Raw genomic sequence first — 17,057 nt, 5'->3', positions numbered from 1 at the left:
CAAACATGACCTTTCAACATTTTCGCTTAGCCATATTTGCGGCGTTCATATATCCACTTCTTGCCACTTTTGCTTTCGCCAGCACTCCTGAACAGAATTCAGTTACTGGAATAAAGGAGCCGACCTATTGGCTTAGTCGCTCAACATCACTAGAGCGAGAAAAAGATTGGGAGGGATTGCTGAAGCTCTCTCAGCAGTGGGTTAAAGACCAACCAGAAAATGTGATGGCTTGGTTTAGTTTAGGCAATGCCTATAATATGCTCCAACAATACGAGCAAGTGATTGATCTCTATCGAAGGATGCTCTTCATCCACCCAGGATATGCGGATGCATGGTATGAATTGAGCATCGCCACTGCCAGACTTAACCGATATGAAGAATCAATTAAAGCGTGCCAAGAAGTAGTAAAGATACAGCCGGATAACTCTATAGCCTGGTACAACCTAGGTGTTGCTAATGCCAAGTTGAAACGTCATGAGCAAGCGGTTCATGCTTTTTTGTTTGCGTTGCGCATACAACCAGATGCCGACACTTGGTATAACCTAGGTTTAACCTACAGCAGAGACCTTAAGCAATACGACAAAGCAATTCAAGCTTTTCGTGAAGCGCTACGCATCCAGCCAAAGGCCGCTGACATCTGGAATAACTTAGGGGCAACCTATAGTTATCTCAAACAATACGATCAGGCAATTCAGGCAATTCAAGAATCACTTCGCTTACGTCCGGAAAGTGCCATTTCTTGGTACAACTTGGGTACTGCCTATCACCTAAAAAGAGATAACGACAAGGTTGTAGAGGTTTATCAAATCCTGCGAAAACTCGACCCTGAAATGGCTGGTAAATATTTCGATACTCTGCTTTCGAATAATGCAAAACGCCAAAATTAATTCTATTAACTTAGTCAAGTCATAAGTCATGCGCGGACAATGGTATTCCGATAGACGTGACCTAGTTAAGTGGTCAGTTTGCAGGATCGGTTTCATCAGCAAATCTTCCCTGACGACATGATTGATCAGCCAGTCCCGCAGGAACTGGGTGAAATGTTCGACCGTTTCCGCAGACCAGTCGTGTCCCATCGCATCAAACTCGCCCCGGATGTGATCGAGTTGCGCCAACAACTCGCGGTGCGACTGGTTGAGATGCGGGATCAGGGTATATCCGACGGCCTCGGCAATTTTTTCTTCACGCTCAAAATGCAGGCGCGAATACTGGTCCAGGCTTTCCAGAACCTCAACCAGCTCGCGGTGGTTCCTTGCGCGCAAACTGTGCTCGGCCCTGTTGATGATCTCGATCAGATACTTGTGATCGGCATCGATCACATCATTGCCAACACTTAACTGGTCACGCCATACCAGACTCATCTGCAGGTTCCTCCTTGAGGTCGGTCAATGATACGCTTCACCAGATGCTGCAACAGCGTTACGTTGATCTGGGCATCGTCAATGATCACAACTTGCATGAGAACTCCGTTCAACCGGATTTAAGGCACATGAGACTGGCTATCGGCCGGTGGCGGAATTTCTTGAATGTTTTTTTGCGCCGGGTCGAGTTCCGGCGGCACCGGCAGGTCATGCGGCCGGCGCGGCCTGGCACCGCCCGTTTTCTGATAGCGCCGCAGTTGATAGACATAGGCCATCACTTCGGCCACGGCGGTATAAAGCGCTTCCGGGATGGCGCCGCCCAGTTCGCAATGCTGGTGCAGGGCGCGCGCCAGCGGCGGGGCTTCGAGGATGGGTACGTTGTGCTCTGTGGCGATCTCCTTGATCTTCGCGGCCAGCAGATGCGAGCCTTTGGCAACGACGGTCGGCGCGCGCATCCTGTTTTCGCTGTATTTCAGCGCCACCGCGTAGTGGGTCGGGTTGGTCACCACCACGTCGGCGCTCGGGATGGCGGACATCATACGGCGGCGCGCGATCTCGCGCTGCATGCTGCGGATGCGGCCCTTCACCTGCGGGTCGCCCTCGGTCTCTTTCGCTTCCTGGCGCACTTCTTCCTTGGTCATCTTCAGTTTCTTGTTGTGCTCGTACAACTGGAACGGCACGTCGATCGCCACGATCAGCAGCATGCCGAGCATGATGGCGGCAAAGCTCCACCCGATCAGGCCGCTCATATGCGGGATGGATTGCACCGCGGGCTCGCTCACCAGTTGCAGCACGGCCTCGCGGTTGTGCCACACCACCCAGGCGCCGATGCCGCCGACGATGATGGATTTGCCGATCGCCTTGACCAGTTCCATCAGGCTGTTGCCGGAGAACATGCGGCCGATGCCCTTGAGCGGGTCGAGCTTGCCGAAATTGGGTTGCAGGGGTTTGAGCGAGAACAGCCAGCCGTTCAGCAGCAGCGGCGAGAACAGGGCGACCAGCAGCAGCAAAACGAGGAAGGGCAAAAAGGTCAGCAGCACCGCACTGCTCAATTCCTGCAGGCGTGGCAACAGCTGCTCGGTCTGGAAGGCCAGCCGCCGGTCCAGCGTCAATCCCTCGTGCAGCAGGCGCAGCAGCCCCTGGCCGAGGGCGGTTCCCATCACCCACAGTCCGGCACCGCCGGCCAGCAACACCATGAAGGTGGACAGCTCGCGCGAGCGCGCGACCTGGCCCTCCTCGCGCGACTTGTCCAGTTTGCGCTGCGAGGGGGATTCGGTTTTTTCGAGATCGCTGTCTTCTTCGGCCATGCCCGGCTTTCCGGTGGGATGCGCCGATTATGCGCAGCCGATGCCTAACCCAAGCGGCGAATTGAAACGGTTTCCCCCGTCTTTTGCCGCCATGCCCCGGCCCGACGCCGGCGCAACATGCGTGGCGTGAAAACTCCGGCTCAAGTCCGGATGGAAGCTGCCGATAGTCAAGCCACGGGCAGCATTTCAACGGGAGCATTTTCATGAAAAGAGACATCACCCCCACCGCGATCGAGCGCGTGATGCGCGAGGACGATTTCATCGTGTCGATGACCGATCTCAAGGGTCGCATCACCTACGGCAACCGCATCTTCATCGAGTTCTCCGGTTACTCCGAGAAGGAGTTGCTCGGCTCGCAACACAATATCGTGCGCCACCCGGACATGCCGCGCGCCGTGTTCAAGCTGTTGTGGGACAAGATTTCCAACAAGGAAGAATGCTTCGCCTACGTCAAGAACATGTCGAAAGACGGCGGCTTCTACTGGGTGTTCACCAATGTGACGCCGACCTTCGATACCGCGGGCAACATCACCGGCTATTTCTCGGTGCGGCGCAAACCGAAGTTGAGCGGCATCGAGGCCGTGACCCCGCTGTATGCCGCGATGCTGGAGGCGGAGCAGAAAGCCGGTCCGGCGAACGCCATCGCGGCCTCGAACCAGTTGCTGGCGAGCGTACTGAAAGAGAAAGGAATGAGCTATGACGAACTGGTCCTTGCAATTTAAGTTCAGCGCCCTGCTGTGGGCCTTTTCCTTCGGTACGCTGGTCATCATCCTCACCAGTTTTGCCCGCCACGGCGTGGATCTGTTCATGCTGGTCTTCCTGGTCGTCGGCGTTGCCGTGTCGGCCTGGGGGCAATGGCAGGTCCGGCAATGGCTGGCCGCCCTGCCAAAACTGGAAACGGTCGTGCGCGAAGTCGCGGCGGGCCGCTTCAATACCCGTGTCACCGGGATCTCCGAGGCCCGCGACGAGATCAGTCTGCTGTGCTGGGATGTCAACGACATGCTGGACCAGTTGGCCACCTTCTTCCGCGAACAGGAAACCACGTTCCGCGCCAACCTGAAGGGCGATTTTTCGCGCCGCGTGATGGACGGCGGCATGCACGGCGGCTTCAAGAAGGGGCTGTCCAACCAGAATGTGCTGCTGGACGGTTTGAAACAGCAGCAGTTGCTGGGCATGCGCAACCGCATGCTGTCGCGCGCGCACGGCCTGAATACCGAAAACCTGCTGCAAAACATGGTGTCCAGCCAGACCGACCTGAAGACCATCACCGACAACATGGAAAAACTCGCGGGGGTGTCGCGGCGCACGCGCGAGGACGCGGAAGAAAGCCGTGCTTCGGTGAGCGATGTGGTGCGGCGGCTGGCCGGCATCGTGGACCGGGTCAATCACGCCAACGAGGCGATCACCCAGCTCAACGCGCGCAGCACGGAAATCCGCAAGGCGGTGGGACTGATCACCTCCATCGCCGACCAGACCAATCTGCTCGCGCTGAACGCGGCGATCGAGGCCGCGCGCGCGGGTGAGGCGGGACGCGGCTTCGCCGTGGTGGCGGACGAGGTGCGCAAGCTGGCGGAAAATACCAAGAACGCCTCCGAGTCGATCGGGCGCATCATGCAGATGCTGCAGGACGAGGCGGCAAAAATGCTGACCGACTCGCAGCAGATGCACGAAATCGCCAACTCGTCGCAAGGCGTCATCGCCAAGCTGGAACAGAAATTCGGGCAGTTCTACGAATCCGCCGTGACCACCCTGGCCGGCACGCGTTACGCGCAGGACTTGAGCTTTGCCTCGCTGGTCAAGGTCGATCACATGATCTACAAGCAGCGCGCCTATGTGCTGGTGAATGACAGCAGCCGGGATGATTTCAAGAAGGCGGTGGGCGTCGATCATCACAATTGCCGCCTGGGCAAATGGTACGAGGGACAGGGTAAAGAGGTGTTCGGCGACGCGCCTTCCTACCGCCAGTTGCTGCAACCGCACAGCCAGGTCCACGAATCGGTGCACCGCATGCTGGTCCTGCTCGAACAAGGCTGGGAGGCCGACGAAAAGATCCAGGACCAGATCTTCGAGGCCTTGCAGGAAGCCGAAGCCGGCAGCCAGAGCGTGATGCAGGTGATCGACCGCGTGGTCGCGGAGAAGCATCCCGAGGTGTCGCGCGCGGCCTGAAAAATCCGCCGCATCCGCTGCCGCGCCACAGAAGGCGCATGAGCCATGCCAATCCGCTTATTCCACCGGCGAAATGGCGCTCCCCCTGACTGCGCCAACACCCGCCATTACTTCCTTCAGCAACGGCACCGATGCCGGACGTTGCAGACGCAGGCAGTGCTCGTCGAGGGCATTCACGACCGCCAGTAGCGAAGGCAGGTCGCGCCGCCCGTGGCGCAGCAAATAGGTCACGACCTCGGGTGACAGGACAAACCCGCGTGCCTGCGCGTGCTGGCGCAACGCTTGTGCTTTCTCGATGTCGTCCAGGGCGTGTACCTGGTACACCAGCCCCCAACCGAGGCGGGTGCGCAGATCATCGCGTAGCGCCATCTGTGCCGGCGCCTGCGTTCCCGCCACCAGCAACAGGCCGCCGCTGTCTCGCATCTGGTTGTAGAGGGCGAACAGTTCAATCTGCGCCGCCTCGTCCAGCGTTTCGACTGTGTCCACTGCCACCACTTGCGCCGGCGGCGGCACGGCGTTGACGGCATAGTGCGCACTCCTTCCGCCTGCCCGCGCCTGCCCCGCCACCGCCTGCAACAAATGGCTCTTGCCGCTGCCCGATGCGCCCCACAGGCAGAATGCCTGCCCGCTGTGCTCCTCTTTCAGCGCATGGCGCAGGGCGGACAGCAATTCGACATTGCGCCCGGCGACGAAGTTGTCCAGCGTCGGCACCCATTCGGGGACGATCCCCAGCAATAGTTGGGTCATGGCTGTTTATACATCGCGCTGGCGAGATAGGACTGGCGCAGATGGCGCAGCGCCACCAGCGCGATGGCGGCCAGCGGCAGCGCCAGCAGGAGACCGAAGAAACCGAACAACTGGCCAAAGGCAAGCAGGGCGAAGATTACCGCCAGCGGGTGCAGGCCGATGCGGTCGCCCACCAGCCGGGGCGTGACGACGAAGCCTTCAAGGAATTGCCCCAGCCCGAACATCATCCACACCAGCAGCAGGCTGCCGAATGCGGTGAACTGCATCGCGGCCGCCAGCGTGGCCAGCAATAGTCCGAGGATCATGCCCAAATAGGGCACGAATACCAGCATGCCGGCCACGAGGCCGATCGGCAGGGCAAACTCCAGTCCGACCAGCCAAAGCGCCACCACGTAGAACGCGCTCATCAGCAGCATGACGGATATCTGCCCGCGCAGGAACTCCGCCAGAACGCGGTCCACATCACCGGCGATGGCGCGCACTTTGCCCTGCCACCGGCGGGGAATCATCTCGTCCAGCCGGGCGAGCATCGTTTCCCAGTCCCGCAGAAAATAGAACATCGCCAGCGGGATCAACAGCAGATTGGCCAGCACGCCCACGATCGCCCCGCCGCCGCTCCCGAGCCAAGGCAGCAGCCTTCCCGCAACCCCGTCCGCGCCCTGCCAGGAATCTAGAAGCAGGCGTTTGGCGGTCTGGCTGTCCCATTCCACACCCGCGCCGAGCCATTGCTGCAAATACGGCAACCAATGGACGCGCACCGATTCGATCCAGTCCGGCACACGCTGTACGAACAGACCGAACTGCTTTTCCAGCAAGGGCAGAATGATCAACAGCAGCAGAACGGCCAGCAACAGCAACCCTCCCATCACCAGCAGCGTCGCCAGCGTGCGCGACAGCTTCCAGCCGCGCAGCCGCTGCGCCAGCGGATTGCAGATGTAAGCCAGGACGGCGGCCGCGACGAACGGCGTCAGGATCGGCCCGAGCAGATAAAGCAGGGCGGCAATGACGACCGCGACGGTCAGCCATTGCACGGCAGCAAAGCGGGACAAGGTCATTTCGGGTAAAATCCGCGGCGAAAAACGTGCTGCACTTTACCTGCCAGAAAGCGAGAACTCAACTTGAGCCAGAATTCCTCCCTCTCCTATCGTGATGCCGGTGTCGATATCGACGCGGGCGACCAACTGGTCGAGAACATCAAGCCTTACGCCAAGCGCACCCTGCGCCCGGAAGTCCTGTCCGGCATCGGCGGTTTTGGCGGACTGGTCGAGATTTCGAAGAAATATAAAGAGCCTGTGCTGGTCTCCGGCACCGATGGCGTAGGTACCAAACTCAAGCTGGCTTTCGAGCTGAACCGCCACGACACCGTCGGCATCGACCTGGTCGCCATGAGCGTGAACGATATTCTGGTGCAGGGTGCCGAGCCGTTGTTCTTCCTCGACTACTTCGCCTGCGGCAAGCTGGACGTGTCCGCTGCCACCGCAGTCATCAAGGGCATCGCCAAGGGCTGTGAAGATTCCGGTTGCGCATTGATCGGCGGCGAGACTGCCGAGATGCCCGGCATGTACCCGGTGGGCGAATACGACCTGGCTGGTTTCGCGGTCGGCGTGGTGGAAAAATCCAAGATCATCACCGGCGAGCATATCGTCGCCGGCGACGCGGTGCTGGGACTGGCTTCCAACGGCGCGCACTCCAACGGCTACTCATTGGTGCGCAAGATCATCGAACGTTCGCATCCCGATCTGAACGCCAAATTCGACGGCGACCGCACGCTGGCCGATTGCATCATGGCGCCCACCCGTTTGTACGTGAAGCCGCTGCTGTCGCTCATGCAGTCCCTCACCGTCAAGGGCATGGCGCACATCACCGGCGGCGGCATCACCGAGAACGTGCCGCGCGTCTTGCCCGCCAACGTAGTGGCCGACATCGACAGCAAAACCTGGCAGATGCCCAGGCTGTTCCACTGGTTGCGCGAAGGCGGCAACGTCGAGGCGCAGGAAATGTTACGCACCTTCAACTGCGGCATCGGCATGGTGGTGATCGTAGCCGCTGCCGATGCGGACGCTGCCATCAAACATCTGCAGGGTGCGGGCGAAACCGTAGCGCGCATCGGCGTCATCCGCGCGCGCGCGGGCTCCGAGCATCAGACGCAAGTCAAATAAATGCCTGCACAGAAGAACATCGTCATCCTCATTTCAGGTCGCGGCAGCAACATGGAAGCGTTGCTGCATGCCAAGCTGCCGTGCCGCATTGCCGCCGTGATCAGCAACAAGACGGATGCGCAGGGACTGGAGACGGCACGCGCGCACGGCATAGCGACCGCCGTGGTGTCGCATCTCGACTACGCCGACCGCGAATGCTTCGATACCGCGCTGGCGGCGGAAATCGACCGGCACACGCCTGATCTGGTGGTGCTGGCAGGTTTTATGCGGATTCTGACTCCCGCCTTCGTCGCGCGTTACACGGGTCGCCTGATCAACATCCATCCTTCGCTGTTGCCCGCCTATGCCGGGCTGCATACGCATGAGCAGGCATTGCGGGACGGAGTGAGGGTGCATGGGTGCACGGTGCATTTCGTCACCGCCGATCTTGACCACGGCCCCATCATCATCCAGGCCGCCGTGCCGGTATCGCAGAACGATACCGCAGCAACCTTGGCCGCCCGGGTCCTGCACGAAGAACACCGTATCTACCCGCAGGCGATCCGCTGGTTGTGCCACGATCGGGTGAGACTGAACCCGCAGGGTCGCGTCAGCATCGCGCCCCCGGAACAAATGGGCGGCCCCCTGATTTCTCCCGGACTTGATTGAGCCGATGCGCGTCTCGTCTCTCCTCATCCTGTACTGCCTGTCTTGTGCCGCCCATGCGGGGACGCCGACCCGCATCGAAGCCGAATATGATGTTTTGGTTCGGGGCATAAAAATGCACGATGTGCATGAAGTGTTTGTGCGCCGCGACAACCAGTACCGCATCCAGAGCGTGATCAAACCGGTCGGCCTGCTCGCCCTGTTCCAGCCCGAGACCACGGTAATCACCAGTGAAGGCGAGGTTGCCGACGACGGTTTGCGGCCACACAAATTCACCCAAAGCCGCACCAAATCCCCGGAAAAGAATACCCGGGCCGACTTCGACTGGGAGCATCACACCCTGACCGTGAGCGACCGCGCAGGGTTCCGCCGGATGCCGCTCCCGGCGCATACCCAGGACCGCCTGAGCGCGATGTATCAGTTCGTCATTGTGCCGCCCCGTGCCCGGCTGAAACTCGATTTGCAGGTGACCAACGGCAGTAAATTGCAGCCGTATGACTACCTGCTCGATCCGACCCGGACCGTGAAAGTGCCCTTCGGCGAGGTACGCAGCTACTACCTGCACACGCCGCCGCAAGCCACCCCGTGGAAATCCGAAATCTGGCTCGCCATCGACCATGATTTCTTTCCCGCGAAAATGGCCTTGACCGAAGACAACGGCAGCCAGGTCATGCAAATGTTGCGCAAACTCGACATCGAGCCGTGATCTCGTCCGCGCCTATCGCGACACAACCGGAGGGTCTTGAACGCGGCACTGCCGCCGGTCAATCCGTCCGCCCACCGAACACTCAAGGATCCCCATGCTGCTGACCGAATACCGGCTCGACCTCGTGGTGCAGGCCGTGCGCGCCGCACTCAAAATGGACCATCCGGCCGATGCCGTGCTGCGCCACTTCTTTCAGGAAGAGCGCATCGGCTCCAACGAACGCAAGCTGGTGGCGGAAACGCTGTTCGGCGTGTTGCGCCACCGCCTCCTGCTGGAACACGCCTGCACCACAGACGGCAAAGGTCAGGCCACCGCGCGCCGCATGGCGCTGGCGTACTGGATGCGCTTTGGCGGCTACAACCTGCGCGAGCTGCAACCGCTGTTGCGCCCGCAGGAAGCGGAATGGCTGCGCGGCGTGAAGGCGATCCGCGCCGAAGAACTACTGCTCCCGCTGCAGGCCGAACTACCGCAATGGATCGTCGACAAGTTGCGCCTTCACCACAGCGACGAAGAAATCCTCGCGCTGGGCGAGTCGATGCAACACCCGGCCCCGCTCGACCTGCGCGTGAACAGCCTGCTCGCCAATCGCGACGAGGTGCTGCAATCGCTTCAGGCCGAAGGATTGAGCGCAACCGCCACGCCCTACTCACCCTACGGCATTCGCCTCAAGGACAAACCGGCATTGAACAAACACGCGCTGTTCCTGACCGGAAAATTCGAAGTGCAGGACGAGGGCAGCCAGTTGCTGGGCCTGCTGCTCGCGCCGAAACGCAACGACATGGTGGTGGATTTCTGCGCCGGCGCGGGCGGCAAGACGCTGATGCTGGGCGCGCTGATGAATTCGCAGGGACGCTTGTATGCGTGGGATATTTCGGAGAAACGCCTGACCAACCTGAAGCAGCGCCTGAAGCGCTCGGGCCTGTCCAATGTGCAACCGCAACTGATTGCGCACGAGAACGACCAGAAAGTGAAACGTCTTGCGGGCAAGATCGACCGCGTCCTGGTGGATGCGCCGTGCAGCGGACTCGGCACCCTGCGCCGCAATCCCGACCTGAAGTTCCGCCAGTCGCCGCAGAGCGTGGCCGAACTGAACGGGAAGCAGCGCGCGATCCTGGATTCCGCCGCGCGTCTGCTGAAGAAAGGCGGCCGCCTGGTGTATGCGACGTGCAGTCTGTTGCAGGAAGAAAATCAGGACATCGTGACCGCCTTCCTCTCGTCCCATCCCGAGTTTTCACTGCTCCCCGCGGGCGAAGTCCTGAAGCAGCAACACATCGACCTGCCGATGGGCGATTACCTGCAGCTCACGCCACGGCAACATGACACCGACGGCTTCTTCGCCGCCGTGCTGGAACGCGCGACCTGACTTCCTTCCCCGCGCTACAGCAGTCCCAGCGCCACCAGCGCAACGAACGCGCCGAACAGGGCAAAATGGCTGACCCCCTCGATGGCATTCGTCTCGCCATCGTGCAGATTGTTCATCACCGACAGGAAAGTCAGCAACAGCAAGCCGGCCTGCAGCGGCGTCAGCGCCATCACGATGCGCTCACCGCTGATCAGCGCGATCGCTTCGATCACCGGCAGCGTGAGTAACACCGTGGCCAGCGAGGCACCGAGCGCGATGTTGACCGTGGTCTGCATGCGATTCTGCTGCGCCGCCTTGAGTGCGGTGAGAATCTCCGGACTGGCGGAGATCAGCGCCACCAGCACCGCCGGAATCGCCTTGGGCAAACCGCTGCCGGCCAGCCCGGCATCCAGCAGCACCGACAACACTTCGGACAGCAATCCGACCAGCACGATGGCGGCCAGCAACACGCCAACGTGCAGCGCATTCGGACTGTGCGCCACGTCATGCACCTCGTCCCCGGTCATTGCGGAGTATTCAAAGAAGGTTCGGTGCTCTACCGTTTGCAGGCGCAGGAAAGCGGCGTACATCAAGGCCATCACGAGCACGGAAAACACGGAATAGACCTTCCATTGCGCATCGGGGACGAAATCCGGAATGAACATGCCGATGCCGATCGCGACCAGCAGCATGGCGATGAAGGAATTGGCCGAAGAGATGTTGTACTTGGTCTGCCCGTGCCTGAGTCCGCCGACGATGGCCGCCAATCCGAGAATCCCGTTGATATCGAACATCACTGCGGCGAACACTGTGTCGCGCGCCAGCGTCGGATTCGGCGCCCCCTGCAACAGCACGACCAGGATCACCACTTCGACCGACACCGCCGCCAAGGTCAGAATCAGCGTACCGTAGGGCTCCCCGAGGCGCACCGCCAGCACTTCGGCATGGTGCGCGATGCGGAAGGCGACGCCGATGATCGCCGCCAGGATTCCCAGCAACAGGCCCCACAACAGAGCTCCGCCACTGGCCACCGCAGCGTGCTCGATCATCAGCCCCACCCCCAGCACCACCAGCGCCCACGCAATGGGAAATTCCGCCTTGAATAGTTTCATGTTCATCCCTTCAGTCCGCATCGATCTCGCAATACGCCACTTCAATCACCGTCACCTCATCCACTCCGCCGGGCAACGGCAAAGGCACCGTGTCGTCCACGCGCGCCTTGAGCAGCACCCGCGCCAGCGGCGACACCCAGCTGATGTGGCCGCGTGCCGGATTCGCCTCGTCGATGCCGACGATGGAATAGGTGCGCTCGCTGCCATCGCCGTGCAGCACGGTCACGGTGGCGCCGAAGAAAACCTGCTCGCATGCCCCGCGTTGCGCGGGATCAATCACCTGCGAATGCTCCAGGCGCTTGGCCAAAAAACGCAGGCGACGGTCGATTTCGCGCAGACGCTTCTTGCCGTAGATGTAATCTCCGTTCTCCGAGCGGTCGCCGTTGGAAGCGGCCCAAGACACCGTCTGCACCAGTGCCGGGCGCTCCACGTTGAGCAAGTGCAGGTATTCATTCTTCAGCTTGGCGTAGCCGGCCGGCGTCAGGTAATTTTTTGCGCCCACCGGCAATGCGGGCAGCGACGCACCTTCGTCGTCGTCATCCCCGGCTGCATCGTTCTCGCGCGTGAAGGCTTTGCTCATGGTTCCTCAAAATCAAGAAAGGCCGCAAACCGGCGACCTTTCAGGGTGATGGCATGGGTGAAATTGGAATCTCAGAACGGAATGTCGTCGTCGAAGTTGTCGAAGCTGCTCTTGTCCGCAGGTGCGGCGGGCTTGGCCGCCGGAGCGCTGCGTGCCGGTGCGGGCGAAGCGTTTTCGACCACTTCGAAACTGCCGCCGCCGGACTTGCTGCCCAGCATTTTCATTTCGTTGACCACGATCTCGGAGATGTAGCGGTCGCGGCCTTCCTTGTCCTGATATTTGCGGTTCTGGATGCGGCCTTCGACATAAATCAGTGAACCTTTTTTCAGATATTCGCCCGCAATCTCGGCCAGGCGGCGGTAGAACACCAGGTTGTGCCACTCGGTACGCTCCTGTTTCTCGCCGCTCTTGTCCTTGTAGTTCTCGGAGGTCGCCAGCGAGACATTGGTCACCGCCTCGCCGTTGGTCATGTAACGGGTCTCCGGGTCCTTGCCCAGACGCCCGATCAGGATTGCCTTGTTCACCGACATGTCATGCTCCCATATTAAGTATTTAGATTTTTCGCAATGGCCCCTCGCCACCGGAAAAGCGGGGGACGGGGGAACGCGCTATGCGCGCCGCTTCACCCTTTGTTCAACCGCGTCCTCGTCGAACCCGCTCATCTCGACCTTGAGACACGCAACCTGTTCGTTCGCCAGGACCAGCACTTCGCGCACGCCGCGCAATTGTGCCAGAGACTGCCGCAATGTGCTTGCCGCCGTCTCGTCCAGTTCCGGCAGGTGGTACATCTTGGTCATCAGCGCCTGCGGCGGGCGCATGGACGAGGCCACCCACAGCCAGAGCAGCAGCATGAACACCGCGAACACCAGTACCGCGTTGCCCCCGTAGAACTGCATCAACAGCCCGCCCATGGCCGAGCCGAAGAACGCGCCCAGGAACTGCACACTGCTGAACACTCCCATCGCCGTACCCTTGGCGGCCAGCGGCGCGATCTTGCTGACAATGGAAGGTTGCGTCGCTTCCAGCACGTTGAACGCGGTGAAGAACACCAGCAATGAAAGCGCCACGCCCCACACGCTATGCTGAAAGAACAGGATGCCCAGTTGCGCCACCGCGGCCAATCCGATCGCCAGCATGAACACCTGCTTCATCTTCGCTTTCTTCTCCGCGATGATGATGGGCGGCACCATGAGCGCAAAGGCGATGAGCATCACCGGCAGATAGACCTGCCACTGGTGCTGCGCATCCAGCCCGTCGGCGCGCAAAATGAACGGCACCTGCATGAACACCGACATCAGGATCGCGTGCAGGGTGAATACGCCGAAGTCCATGCGCAGCAGATCCGCATTGTGCAAAACCTCTTTCAGTTTCCCGGTGTTGGCCTCGGTGTCGGAATGGAAGCGGGTGATTGCCGGCCTGGGAATGAACCAGATCACGACCGCGATGGAGACGAAGGCCAGGATGCCGACCAGCGCGAACATCCCCGACATGCCAATCAGCCGGTACAAGATCGGCGACAGCACCATCGACAGCGAGAACGTCACGCCGATGGTCATGCCGATCAGCGCCATCGCCTTGGTGCGATGTTCCTCGCGCGTGAGATCGGCCGTCAGCGCCATCACCGCCGCGTTGATCGCCCCCGCGCCCTGGATCACGCGCCCGGCAATGATCCAGTAGATGTCGTCCGCCGACGCTGCGATGAAACTGCCCGCCGCGAACAGCAGCAGCCCGACGATGATGACCGGCTTGCGCCCGTAACGGTCGGACAGCCATCCCGCCGGGATCTGCAAAATTGCCTGCGTCAACCCGTAGGCCCCCAGCGCGACTCCGATCAGGAAATGGCTTTCCCCGCCCGGCAGTTGCTCGGCATACAGCGCAAAGATCGGCAGGATGATGAACAACCCCAGCATGCGCAGGCCATAGATGCCTGCCAAGCCAATGCTGGCGCGGCGTTCGATTGGTGTCATTGCGGAAGATGAAACGGGCATGAATGCACTTTGGAATCTTTTTCGAAGTCGCGTATATTAGCAGGTCGCCCAACCCGACGCATGATCCATGGAATACATCAAAATCCGCGGTGCACGCACCCACAATCTCAAGAACATCAGCCTCGATCTGCCGCGCAACCAGCTGGTGGTGATCACCGGACTTTCCGGTTCGGGCAAGTCCTCACTCGCATTCGATACCCTGTATGCCGAGGGGCAGCGGCGTTATGTGGAGTCGCTCTCGGCCTATGCGCGCCAGTTTTTGCAGTTGATGGAAAAGCCGGATGTGGACCTGATCGAGGGGCTCTCGCCTGCCATCGCCATCGAGCAGAAGGCCACTTCGCACAACCCGCGTTCCACTGTGGGTACCGTCACCGAGATTCACGATTATCTGCGTCTGCTGTTCGCGCGTGCGGGTGATCCGTATTGTCCTCAGCACGACATCGTGTTGCAGGCGCAATCGGTGGGGCAGATGGTGGACTCGGTTCTCGCGTTGCCGGAAGGTACAAAGGTGATGATCCTGTCGCCCATCGTGGTGGAGCGCAAGGGCGAACAGGCTGATCTGTTCGACGAGTTGCGCGCGCAGGGCTTCGTGCGTCTGCGCGTGAACGGCAAGGTGTGCGAGATGGATGCGCTGCCCAAGCTGGCGAAGAACTCGAAGCACACCATCGAGATCGTGGTGGACCGGCTGAAAGTTTCGCCGGACATCAAACAGCGGCTGGCGGAGTCCTTTGAAACGGCGTTGCGCCATGCCGACGGCCGCGCGCTGGCGGTGGAGATGGATACCGGCAAGGAACACCTGTTCTCGGCCAAGTTCGCCTGCCCGGTGTGCAACTACTCGCTGCAGGAACTGGAGCCGCGCCTGTTCTCGTTCAACAGTCCGATGGGCGCATGCCCGAAGTGCGACGGCCTGGGCGTGATCTCGTTCTTTGATCCGGCGCGCATCGTGGCTTTCCCCAATCTGTCTTTGAGCGGCGGCGCGATCAAGGGCTGGGACCGGCGCAACCAGTTCTATTTCCAGATGCTGGACAGTCTGGCGAAGCATTACGACTTCGACCTGGAGCGTCCGTTCGAGAGCCTGCCGGAGAAGATCCAGAAAGTTGTGCTGTACGGCAGCGGGCGCGATGAAATCGCTTTCACCTATATGAACGAGCGCGGCAAGAAGATGCTGCGCGAGCATGCCTTCGAGGGCATCGTGAACAATCTGGAACGGCGCTACACGGAGACGGAATCGCCGACCGTGCGCGAGGAGCTGGCGAAGTACCTGAACTCGTGTTCGTGTCCGGAGTGCAAGGGCACGCGCCTGCGCGAGGAAGCGCGCCATGTGCGCGTCGCAGAAAAGACCATTTATGAATTGAGCGCACTGCCACTGAAGCAGGCGCTGACTTTTTTCAGCGAGGTGAAGCTGCCTGGCAACAAGCAGGCCATCGCCGAGAAGATCGTGCAGGAGATCGCCAGCCGCCTGACCTTCCTGAACAACGTGGGACTGGAATACCTGTCGCTGGAACGCTCTGCCGAGACACTCTCCGGCGGCGAGGCGCAGCGCATCCGCCTGGCTTCGCAGATCGGTTCCGGGCTGACCGGCGTAATGTATGTGCTGGACGAACCCTCCATCGGTCTGCACCAGCGCGACAACGATCGTTTGCTGGATACGCTGAAGCGCCTGCGCGACATGGGCAACAGCGTGATCGTGGTGGAGCATGACGAAGACGCGATCCGTACCGCCGATTATGTGGTCGATATGGGGCCGGGTGCGGGCGAGCATGGCGGCACCGTGGTGGCGCAAGGCACGCCAAAGGAAGTGGTCGCCAACCCGCAGTCGCTGACCGGCGATTACCTCTCGGGACGCAAGCGCATCCAGCCACCGAAGACTTATCGCAAGCCCGACCCGGAACGCAGGTTGAAAATCATCGGCGCTTCAGGCAACAATCTAAAAGAGGTGACGCTGGATCTGCCGGTAGGCCTGCTCACCTGCATCACCGGCGTTTCCGGTTCCGGCAAGTCAACGCTCATCAACGACACGCTTTACAACGCCGTGGCACAGCATCTGTACGGCAGCAATGCCGAGCCCTCAGCGTACCGAGAGATGACCGGACTGGAATTCTTCGACAAAGTCATCAACGTGGACCAGTCGCCGATCGGACGCACGCCGCGCTCCAATCCGGCGACTTATACCGGGCTGTTCACCCCGATCCGCGACCTGTTCGCCGGCGTGCCGACCTCGCGCGAACGCGGCTACGGCCCGGGACGCTTCTCGTTCAACGTGAAGGGCGGACGTTGCGAATCGTGCCAGGGCGACGGCGTGATCAAGGTGGAGATGCACTTCCTGCCCGACGTGTATGTACCGTGCGACGTATGCCACGGCCAGCGCTACAACCGCGAGACGCTGGAGGTGCAATACAAAGGAGCCAACATCCACAAAGTGCTGAACATGACGGTGGAACAGGCGTACGAGTTCTTCAAACCCGTGCCCGTCATCGCGCGCAAGTTGAAGACCCTGCTCGACGTCGGCCTGGGTTACATCACCTTGGGACAGAGTGCCACGACCCTTTCCGGCGGCGAAGCGCAGCGCGTAAAGCTGTCGCTGGAGCTCTCCAAACGCGACACCGGGCGCACGCTCTACATTCTCGACGAACCGACCACCGGACTGCATTTCCACGATATCGACATGCTGCTGAAAGTGGTCCACAAACTGCGCGATCAGGGGAATACCGTGGTGGTGATCGAACACAACCTGGATGTGATCAAGACCGCCGACTGGGTGATCGATCTGGGACCGGAAGGCGGCGACGGCGGCGGCCGCATCGTGGCGCAGGGTTCGCCCAGGACGATCGCGGCCAACAAGGATAGCGTGACCGGGCCGTACCTGAAGAAACTGCTTGGATAGGTTGGCAGCGGGGGATGAAAGGGCGAAAACAACAAGACCGGGATAACCCGGCCTTGTTCG

16 protein-coding genes and 1 pseudogene are annotated in these 17,057 nt (G+C 60.6%); 9 read left to right on the top strand and 8 right to left on the bottom strand.

All coding sequences use genetic code 11. The annotated features are described in order from the left end of the window. The first annotated feature begins 5 nt into the window (after positions 1–5). Positions 6–887 carry a tetratricopeptide repeat protein gene (locus tag ACKTSJ_RS08780; protein WP_407899384.1) on the top strand — a complete coding sequence of 294 codons (882 nt, stop codon included), beginning with the start codon at positions 6–8 and terminating at the stop codon, positions 885–887. Here ACKTSJ_RS08780 and ACKTSJ_RS08775 read toward each other — a convergent pair. Beyond that, positions 768–1,361 (bottom strand): bacteriohemerythrin, encoded by a 594-nt coding sequence (locus ACKTSJ_RS08775; protein ID WP_407899382.1) that lies wholly within the window; start codon positions 1,359–1,361, stop codon positions 768–770. The two genes, ACKTSJ_RS08780 and ACKTSJ_RS08775, sit on opposite strands and share 120 nt — an antisense overlap. A 119-nt stretch (positions 1,362–1,480) precedes the next feature. Beyond that, the gene (gene flhB / locus ACKTSJ_RS08770; protein WP_407899380.1) at positions 1,481–2,668 is read right to left on the bottom strand and encodes a flagellar biosynthesis protein FlhB; all 1,188 of its coding nucleotides are present in this window, start codon (positions 2,666–2,668) and stop codon (positions 1,481–1,483) included. A 203-nt stretch (positions 2,669–2,871) separates the two neighbouring features. Here flhB and ACKTSJ_RS08765 point away from each other — a divergent pair, with 203 nt between their 5' ends. The 3 genes and pseudogenes from ACKTSJ_RS08765 (at position 2,872) to ACKTSJ_RS08755 (ending at position 4,834) form a co-directional block, all read left to right on the top strand. Then, positions 2,872–3,390, top strand: coding sequence for a PAS domain-containing protein (locus ACKTSJ_RS08765; protein ID WP_407899379.1), 519 nt, complete (start codon positions 2,872–2,874; stop codon positions 3,388–3,390). Continuing rightward, a pseudogene (locus ACKTSJ_RS08760) lies at positions 3,365–4,309 on the top strand (methyl-accepting chemotaxis protein); the annotation flags it as partial. The gene ACKTSJ_RS08765 and the pseudogene ACKTSJ_RS08760, both read left to right, overlap by 26 nt. Further along, positions 4,286–4,834 (top strand): CZB domain-containing protein, encoded by a 549-nt coding sequence (locus tag ACKTSJ_RS08755; protein WP_407899404.1) that lies wholly within the window; start codon positions 4,286–4,288, stop codon positions 4,832–4,834. The pseudogene ACKTSJ_RS08760 and the gene ACKTSJ_RS08755, both read left to right, overlap by 24 nt. Positions 4,835–4,891: 57 nt before the next feature. Here ACKTSJ_RS08755 and hda read toward each other — a convergent pair whose 3' ends face one another. Together hda and ACKTSJ_RS08745 are read right to left on the bottom strand one after the other, a co-directional pair. Further along, positions 4,892–5,581, bottom strand: a complete 690-nt coding sequence (gene hda, locus ACKTSJ_RS08750; RefSeq protein ID WP_407899377.1) for a DnaA regulatory inactivator Hda — start codon at positions 5,579–5,581, stop codon at positions 4,892–4,894. After that, the gene (locus ACKTSJ_RS08745) at positions 5,578–6,636 is read right to left on the bottom strand and encodes an AI-2E family transporter (protein ID WP_407899375.1); all 1,059 of its coding nucleotides are present in this window, start codon (positions 6,634–6,636) and stop codon (positions 5,578–5,580) included. Before ACKTSJ_RS08745 ends, hda begins: the two co-directional genes overlap by 4 nt. 63 nt (positions 6,637–6,699) lie before the next feature. Here ACKTSJ_RS08745 and purM point away from each other — a divergent pair, with 63 nt between their 5' ends. From purM to ACKTSJ_RS08725, 4 genes are all read left to right on the top strand, one after another. Next, positions 6,700–7,740 (top strand): phosphoribosylformylglycinamidine cyclo-ligase, encoded by a 1,041-nt coding sequence (gene purM / locus ACKTSJ_RS08740; RefSeq protein ID WP_407899373.1) that lies wholly within the window; start codon positions 6,700–6,702, stop codon positions 7,738–7,740. Further along, on the top strand, positions 7,741–8,388 hold the full coding sequence (purN, locus tag ACKTSJ_RS08735) for a phosphoribosylglycinamide formyltransferase (RefSeq protein WP_407899371.1): 648 nt from the start codon (positions 7,741–7,743) through the stop codon (positions 8,386–8,388). Between the two features lie 4 nt (positions 8,389–8,392). Next, positions 8,393–9,091 (top strand): DUF3108 domain-containing protein, encoded by a 699-nt coding sequence (locus ACKTSJ_RS08730; RefSeq protein ID WP_407899369.1) that lies wholly within the window; start codon positions 8,393–8,395, stop codon positions 9,089–9,091. Between the two features lie 94 nt (positions 9,092–9,185). Continuing rightward, positions 9,186–10,454 (top strand): RsmB/NOP family class I SAM-dependent RNA methyltransferase, encoded by a 1,269-nt coding sequence (locus ACKTSJ_RS08725; protein ID WP_407899367.1) that lies wholly within the window; start codon positions 9,186–9,188, stop codon positions 10,452–10,454. 14 nt (positions 10,455–10,468) lie between these two features. Here the strand turns inward: ACKTSJ_RS08725 and ACKTSJ_RS08720 are convergent, their stop codons facing one another. The 4 genes from ACKTSJ_RS08720 to ACKTSJ_RS08705 all read right to left on the bottom strand — a co-directional run bounded on the left by ACKTSJ_RS08720 (position 10,469) and on the right by ACKTSJ_RS08705 (position 14,092). Beyond that, positions 10,469–11,545 carry a calcium:proton antiporter gene (locus ACKTSJ_RS08720; protein ID WP_407899366.1) on the bottom strand — a complete coding sequence of 359 codons (1,077 nt, stop codon included), beginning with the start codon at positions 11,543–11,545 and terminating at the stop codon, positions 10,469–10,471. A 10-nt stretch (positions 11,546–11,555) separates the two neighbouring features. Next, complete coding sequence (gene greB / locus ACKTSJ_RS08715; protein ID WP_407899364.1) at positions 11,556–12,125, bottom strand: transcription elongation factor GreB; 570 nt, start codon at positions 12,123–12,125, stop codon at positions 11,556–11,558. 71 nt (positions 12,126–12,196) lie between these two features. Then, positions 12,197–12,655 (bottom strand): single-stranded DNA-binding protein, encoded by a 459-nt coding sequence (locus tag ACKTSJ_RS08710; protein WP_407899362.1) that lies wholly within the window; start codon positions 12,653–12,655, stop codon positions 12,197–12,199. Between the two features lie 78 nt (positions 12,656–12,733). Then, positions 12,734–14,092, bottom strand: coding sequence for an MFS transporter (locus ACKTSJ_RS08705; protein WP_407899360.1), 1,359 nt, complete (start codon positions 14,090–14,092; stop codon positions 12,734–12,736). Between the two features lie 88 nt (positions 14,093–14,180). On the opposite strand from ACKTSJ_RS08705, the gene uvrA reads away from it, so the two are divergent. Beyond that, positions 14,181–16,997: an excinuclease ABC subunit UvrA gene (gene uvrA / locus ACKTSJ_RS08700; RefSeq protein ID WP_407899358.1), complete on the top strand. Its 2,817-nt coding sequence runs from the start codon at positions 14,181–14,183 to the stop codon at positions 16,995–16,997. Positions 16,998–17,057 lie beyond the last annotated feature (60 nt).

Source organism: Ferrigenium sp. UT5, assembly GCF_045866295.1.
In the GTDB taxonomy this organism is placed as follows: domain Bacteria; phylum Pseudomonadota; class Gammaproteobacteria; order Burkholderiales; family Gallionellaceae; genus Sideroxyarcus.
This window is presented reverse-complemented; position numbering and strand designations above follow the sequence as displayed.